The organism is Burkholderia sp. HMSC10F09 (assembly GCF_001806955.1).
Lineage (GTDB): Bacteria > Pseudomonadota > Gammaproteobacteria > Burkholderiales > Burkholderiaceae > Burkholderia > Burkholderia multivorans.
In genome coordinates this window covers 2,230-8,836 of record NZ_KV786904.1, presented here as the reverse complement: position 1 = coordinate 8,836, position 6,607 = coordinate 2,230, and the positions used below count along the sequence as shown (strand labels likewise).

The window sequence follows — 6,607 nt, the reverse complement described above, 5'->3', positions numbered from 1 at the left end:
TTAGTTGAAACGATGTCTATGAATCACACATATAATGGCAAAACAGGCGTTTTTGAGTACATCCGGAACCCGGATGAACCGGGCCGCGTGCCGGGTTTGTGCTTTATGGCTTCGGCGAGCGTTGCGTCGTCGCCGTTCAATTTGCCCCATTCATCGTCGGGCGCGAGCCGACGTCGTGCCGCTAGAAAATTCCCTTCGCCACTTCCTGGCGCCCGTCCTCGTTGAGGTGCATTTGCCGAATTCCGTCGATCGCGCGCTGGAGCCACGCATCGGCAATTACACGGACGGCGGCCGATCTACTGGCCGAGCTTGACGACGAGGCCGACGCCGAATCCCGCGGCCTGTAAAACGGGCCCGCCGTGCGCCTGAGCGGTTGCAACATGACCGGCACGCTGCTGCTCGCGACGCCGAACTCCAACCAGAACATGTACGACATGACGCTGACGGCCTCGACATCGTCCGGCTGCAAGCTGCCGGCCGGCGTGCCGCTGTCGGGCAGCGCCGCGATCATGTTCGTGCCGATCCGCGGCAGCAACGGCTTCCAGCGGTCGATCCTGTACGTGCTGCGCGCGGCTGATTACAGCTTCGTCGCATACGGTCAGGTCATCAAGCAATAAGCGCACGGCCGTCGCACGCGGCGTCTTCACGCGCCGCGTGCGACGGCCCGACGAAAACGTTCCGTCAACAACCAAAGCCCTTTCGACTCAATGAAGAACTGCTGCAAAGTATCGCTGTTCGCGTGTGGCCTGCTCGTCACGCTGCTGTCCGGCTGCGTGACGGCGCCGAAGACCGATATGAACGCGCAAGCGCGCGAAAAGCTGCATTCGATCGCGCTCCTCGAAGTTGCCGAGCCGAGGCAGGTCGGCGTCATCAATCTGGGCGGCGCCGCCGGCGGCTTCGGCCTGATCGGCGCACTCGCGCAAGTCGCCGTCAACACAAGCCATACGAACACCTATACCGAGCGCGTGACGGCCAACAAGATCGTATTCGTACCGGACATCGTCGACGGCGTCACCGGCCGTCTTGCCGACAACGGCTATCAGATCGTGAAGCTGAACCAGAAGCCGAAGCGGGCGGCGGACGGCAAGTCGGACGACTATTCCGACATCCAGACCGACGCGGACGCGATCATGAACGTATGGTTCACGTCTTTCGGCTACATTTCGCCGGCCAGTCGGCCCGATTACATTCCTGCGGTCGTCGTCCGCGCGCGCCTCATCGACGCGAAGACGAAGCAGGATCTCTATTTCAAGACGTTCGCGTGCGGCTACGACGTCAAGGCGAACAGCGTGCACGTCGAGAGCGACGTGGCGTACACGTACGGCAGCTTCAGCGATCTCGAGAAGAACTTCGACAAGTCGGTGGAAGGGATCAAGTCGTGCGAGAAGTCGATCGCGGAGCTGATCGGCCAGGATCTCGCGCGCACGCCGACGACGCCGGCATCGGCCCCGGTGGCGGCTGCAACGACGATGATGACCACGAGCACGACGACGGCCGCCGCGCCGAAATGACTTCCGCAGCGGGCCCAGGTTCGCCGTCGTACCGATTGCGGACCTGGCACTGGCAGCGCGTGCACTGCACGGGAGGGAGCGGAAGGGAGAGGGGAAGGCGAGGGGAAACGCAGATTCGACAGGCAACCGGCCGGGCGGCTTTGCCGCCACCCGGCCGCAGGCAAGCGCGGCTTACTCCCCGCTATCGCCCTTGATCTGCGGCAGCGCCGACGCTTCACCCGGCGTCAGCAGCCCGACCTGCGTATACACGCGCAGCTTGTCGCGCGTATCGGTGATGTCGAGATTGCGCATCGTCAGCTGACCGATCCGGTCGCGCGGCGAGAACGTCGACGCGACCTTCTCCATCGACAGACGCTCCGGCTGATACGTGAGGTTCGGCGACTTCGTGCTGAGAATCGAATAGTCGTTGCCGCGGCGCAGCTCGATCTTCACTTCGCCGGTGATCGCGCGCGCGACCCAGCGCTGGGCCGTTTCGCGCAGCATGATCGCCTGCGGGTCGAACCAGCGGCCCTGATACAGCAGACGGCCGAGACGGCGGCCGTTCTCGCGGTACTGCTCGATCGTGTCTTCGTTGTGGATGCCCGTCACGAGACGCTCGTAAGCGATATACAGCAGCGCGAGGCCCGGCGCTTCATAGATGCCGCGGCTCTTCGCCTCGATGATGCGGTTCTCGATCTGATCGCTCATCCCGAGGCCGTGACGGCCGCCGATGCGGTTCGCTTCGAGCAGCAGCTCGACCTGATCCTTGAACTCGACGCCGTTCAGCGCGACCGGCTGGCCGGCTTCGAAGCGCACCGTCACTTCTTCGGCGGCGATCTTCACGTCGTCGCGCCAGAACGCGACGCCCATGATCGGGTTCACGATCTTGATCCCGCTTTCGAGGCTTTCCAGATCCTTCGCCTCGTGCGTCGCGCCGAGCAGGTTCGAGTCGGTCGAATACGCCTTCTCGGCCGACATCTTGTACGCGAAGCCCGACTGGCGCATGAATTCGGACATTTCCGCGCGGCCGCCGAGTTCGTCGATGAACGTCTGGTCGAGCCACGGCTTGTAGATCTTCAGATCCGGGTTCACGAGCAGACCGTAGCGGTAGAAGCGCTCGATGTCGTTGCCCTTGTACGTGCTGCCGTCGCCCCAGATGTTCACGCCGTCTTCCTTCATCGCGGCGACGAGCATCGTGCCCGTCACGGCGCGGCCGATCGGCGTCGTGTTGAAGTACGTGACGCCGGCGGTCGTGATGTGGAACGCGCCGCTTTGCAGTGCCGCGATGCCTTCGGCGACGAGCTGCGCGCGGCAGTCGATCAGGCGGGCACCGGCCGCACCGTATTCGAGCGCACGTTTCGGGATCGCATCGTAATCGTCTTCGTCGGGCTGGCCGAGGTTCGCCGTGTACGCGTACGGGACGGCGCCCTTCAGTTTCATCCAGTGCAGCGCGGCGCTGGTGTCCAGGCCGCCGGAGAAGGCGATACCGACCTTCTGGCCGGTCGGGAGGCTTTCGAGAATCGTGCTCATAGGAATTACCGTGGATTGAAGTCCGGTGGGATCGTATTTCGCGGAATACGCGAGTATCGGCTGTCCGGGAAGTTGCGGCAAGGGCTGATTTCGCGGAAATCGGCCCGGCGGCCCGCTGCGACGGGCTTCTCGGGCCGTTTACGGCCGCCCGCCGAACGGTCGCGCGGCCGCTTGCGGGGACGGACCGGGCCGTACACCGCCGCGCCGTAACTGTATGGAAATTGAAAGAATGTCGACGCAACGGCCGCCGGAATCAGATATTCCACGCCTGTGCGGTATCGAGCAGTTTCTCGCGCAACTGGTCGACTTCGGCGGCGAGCATCGCGGTGATCGACACATAGCCGGACAACTGCGGCGGCGGCGCGTCGGGCGGCGTGCCGGCCGGCTGCCGCCGCGGCGACAGCCGGCTCGGCGTGCCGAACTTCAGTGCGCGGCTCGCGCCGATCAGCGTGTCGCGGATGCGCCGGTGCAGCGGCTTCATCGAGACGCGCATGTATTCGCGGGCCGCGACGTCGTCGCGCGCGGGCAACGCGCTCGACAGGATCTCGAGATAGCCGATGCAGAGCCGCAGGCTGCGCTGGATCGCCTCGAGATGCGCGACGGGAATCGCGCACTCCTTCGACACGGACGGCATCAGCGAGCGCAGCTGCACGAGCAGCGCGCTGAGGGCAGCCATTTCCTTCAGATGCGCGTCGTCGCTGACGTGGCGGTCGCCGGCGAGCCGCGCGTGCACGGCCGCGCAGGCGCGCAGCGCGTCGCCGAGCTTGTAGCGCCACGAATAGGTCGCATAGAGCGGCAGCGCGAACGAAAACGCGAGCGCGATCGCGATGCCGGTCAGCACGTTCACCGCGCGCCACAGGCCGTCGACGATCTCGTTGTCGCCGTGCCCGGCGACGATCACCATCGTGATCGCGGACAGCAGCGCGATGTAGCCGGCCTTGCCGATCGCGTAATACGCGCACAGGCCGCACGCGGCGGCCATCAGCAGATAGAACGCGAGCGGTGCACCGAGCGCGGAGTGCACGAGAATCAGCAGCAGCCCCGCGACCGCACCGATCGATGTGCCGAGCGCGCGTTCGGCCGCCTTCTTGCGGATGTTGCCGTGGTGCTGGAGCCCGCCGACGACGATCAGCACGGTAATCGTCGACCATTCGCCGTGCGGCACGCGCATGCCGGTCGACAGCGCGATCGACACGAGGATCGCGAGCGCGACGCGCGTCGCATGGATCAGCTTCGCATGCCGGTAGCGGCGGTACGGGTCGAGCAGCGGGCGCAGCGCGCCGCGCAGGAAAGCGGGCAGCCGGGCAGAAGGCGTGACGGTCATCGGGCGGAAGTCGTTGGCTGGAACGCGCGGCGTTGCGCCGCACGAGCACCCGTAACGCTAGCGGAACGGGCGCAGGCTGTCCACGAAGAACGCGCGCATGCCGTGCATCATGCGCCGGCGGCGCTGCGCTCGGCGTATTCGACGCGGTTGCGGCCGCCGTATTTCGCGCGGTACAGCGCGTCGTCGGCGAGCTGCAGCAGCGTCGCCGCGTCCATCCGGCCGTATGCGTCGGTCGCGGTGCCGATGCTGGCCGTCACGTGTCCGTAAGGGCTTTTCACGTGCTCGATGCCGAGCGCCGCGATCGCGCGCCGGATCCCTTCGGCGACGGTCGCCGCGCCTTGCGCGTCGGTGTCGGGCAGCGTGACGACGAATTCCTCGCCGCCGTAGCGCGCGATATGGTCGGTCGCGCGGCGCAGGCAGCCCGACGCGCATTGGGCGACGCGGCGCAGCACGTCGTCGCCGGCCAGGTGCCCGTAATAGTCGTTGTACGCCTTGAAGTGATCGACGTCGACGAACAGCACCGACAGCGGCCGGCCGCTGCGCGCCGCGCGGCGTGCCTCCTGCGCGAGCGCCGCGTCGAACGCGCCGCGGTTGTCGAGGCCGGTCAGCGAGTCGGTGCGCGCGAGCCGGTACAGCTTCGCTTCCGCCACCTGTCGCCGCCGCAGCTCGCGCGACAGCAGCAGCGAGCCCCATGCGACGAACCCGGTAAACAGGCTCATCAGCACGATGATCGACGCCGCGCGGTGGCGCCACGGCCGGTACACGTCGGCTTCGGCCGGCGCGACGTCGACGATGAGCGGCAGCCCGGCCAGCTGCCGGTATACATAAATGCGCCGCACGCCGTCCACCGCGCCGGTGCCGGTCAGCACGCCGTCACCGGCGCGCCGCGCCTGGATGAACAGCGGCGAGTCGTGCAGATCGAGGCCGACGACGCGCGCGTCGAACGGTAGCCGGCTCACGAGCGTGCCGTTGTCCTCGACGATCGCCGCGCTGCCGTGCCGGCCGACGGCGAGGCCGTCGAGCAGCGCGCGGAAGTAGTCGATGCTCAGCGTGCCGACCACGACGCCGCCGAAGCTGCCGTCCGGGCGGTCGATGCGGCGGCTGAGCGCGATCGTCAGTGCGCCGCCGCGCAGCCGCGACGCATAAGGGCGGCTGATGTACAGCCCTTTCACCTGAGCGTCGCGATGCGCGACGAAATAATCGCGCTCGGAGAAATTGCCGGTGCGGGCGGGAATCGTGCCGGAATCGATCGTGATATTGCCGTGCGCGTCGAGCACGAAAATCGATCCGAGATAGGTGCCGGTCGCCGCGCGGTCGAACAGCACGCGATGCCGCTGCGGCGGCGGCAAGCGCATCAATTCCGGATCGGCAATGCCGTCGACGACGTTTTGCAGCGACAAATCGTAAAGCTCGATATTGCGCGCGACGTCGCGTTCGATCAGCAGCATCAGATTGCGCGCATTTTCGATGGCGTGATCGCGCGCATCGCGCCGCGCATCGATCAGCAGCGACACGGAAAGCGCCCAGCTGAACAGCAGCAGCATGATGCCGGCGACGAGCACGCCGCGCGGCGACAGCACGCGCGAGACGACGGATGCGGTATGGCGACGCAATGCTGCGAACGGCAGGAGCAAGTTCATCCTCGGTCGGGGCGAAACGTTCGCGTCGTGCGCGATTTCTGATGATGGTTATTTCAAATCGGGCCGTATTATCCCCCGAATCGGTAAACGATGCCGATCGCGGGCAAAATGGTCGCGCAAAAAATGGCGCCAGTTCGTTTACCCGCGATTACCGACTGCGCGAAATGAACCCAAATCACGAAAACGCGCACGATTTGAATCGCGCGGATTTCGATTTATTCGTCTGAATATTGCTCCAATTGCGCCCCGCTTTCCTGAACGATTTAATCGGTGCCGGATCGATGCGCCGCGACGCGCATGCAACTCGTTGATTCCGTTAGGCGTGTGCATGACGCGGCGCTGCCGGACCCGAACTGTCCCTGCGACGAATCAGGTAGAATCCGCGCTTCGCCGCAGGCGGCCAGGCGCGACGCGCATCGGGGCCGCATCGCAGGCCGCGCATCGCACCTCCCGGTTCCGTATGCGCCGCTCCGGCTCCCGCCGGTCCGCTCAACGTTCGTCTCGTTTATGTCCGCACTTCCGAATTCCGACCGACCCGGTTCGTCCGAGAACCCACCCAAGCTTCACCGCGCGCTGAAGGCGCGCCACCTGACGATGATCGCGATCGGCGGCTCGATCGGCAC

Annotated in this window: 7 protein-coding genes and 1 pseudogene; 4 read left to right on the top strand and 4 right to left on the bottom strand. The window is 65.8% G+C overall.

Annotation, left to right across the window (positions count from 1 at the left end; translation table 11 throughout):
* Window positions 1-365 precede the first annotated feature (365 nt).
* Both HMPREF3115_RS25585 and HMPREF3115_RS25580 read left to right on the top strand, forming a co-directional pair.
* A pseudogene (locus HMPREF3115_RS25585) lies at window positions 366-617 on the top strand (hypothetical protein); the annotation flags it as partial.
* Between the two features lie 90 nt (window positions 618-707).
* Window positions 708-1,511, top strand: coding sequence for a hypothetical protein (locus HMPREF3115_RS25580; RefSeq protein WP_070556636.1), 804 nt, complete (start codon window positions 708-710; stop codon window positions 1,509-1,511).
* A gap of 171 nt (window positions 1,512-1,682) precedes the next feature.
* Here the strand turns inward: HMPREF3115_RS25580 and argG are convergent, their stop codons facing one another.
* The 4 genes from argG to HMPREF3115_RS25565 all read right to left on the bottom strand — a co-directional run bounded on the left by argG (window position 1,683) and on the right by HMPREF3115_RS25565 (window position 5,984).
* Window positions 1,683-3,020, bottom strand: coding sequence for an argininosuccinate synthase (argG, locus tag HMPREF3115_RS25575; RefSeq protein WP_006397943.1), 1,338 nt, complete (start codon window positions 3,018-3,020; stop codon window positions 1,683-1,685).
* Window positions 3,021-3,025: 5 nt separating this feature from the next.
* A complete protein-coding gene (locus HMPREF3115_RS30280) occupies window positions 3,026-3,286 on the bottom strand; it encodes a hypothetical protein (RefSeq protein ID WP_083302305.1) in 261 nt (86 codons plus the stop codon).
* A complete protein-coding gene (locus tag HMPREF3115_RS25570) occupies window positions 3,274-4,344 on the bottom strand; it encodes an FUSC family protein (protein WP_053297895.1) in 1,071 nt (356 codons plus the stop codon). The genes HMPREF3115_RS30280 and HMPREF3115_RS25570 overlap by 13 nt, the downstream gene beginning before the upstream one ends.
* Before the next feature lie 107 nt (window positions 4,345-4,451).
* The gene (locus HMPREF3115_RS25565) at window positions 4,452-5,984 is read right to left on the bottom strand and encodes a GGDEF domain-containing protein (protein WP_053297894.1); all 1,533 of its coding nucleotides are present in this window, start codon (window positions 5,982-5,984) and stop codon (window positions 4,452-4,454) included.
* A 41-nt stretch (window positions 5,985-6,025) separates the two neighbouring features.
* Between HMPREF3115_RS25565 and HMPREF3115_RS31790 the strand changes: the two genes are divergently transcribed.
* Window positions 6,026-6,211: a hypothetical protein gene (locus HMPREF3115_RS31790; protein WP_176748774.1), complete on the top strand. Its 186-nt coding sequence runs from the start codon at window positions 6,026-6,028 to the stop codon at window positions 6,209-6,211.
* 70 nt (window positions 6,212-6,281) lie between these two features.
* Window positions 6,282-6,607: hypothetical protein (locus HMPREF3115_RS32840; RefSeq protein ID WP_256276432.1), on the top strand; the 326-nt coding region annotated here is incomplete at its 3' end.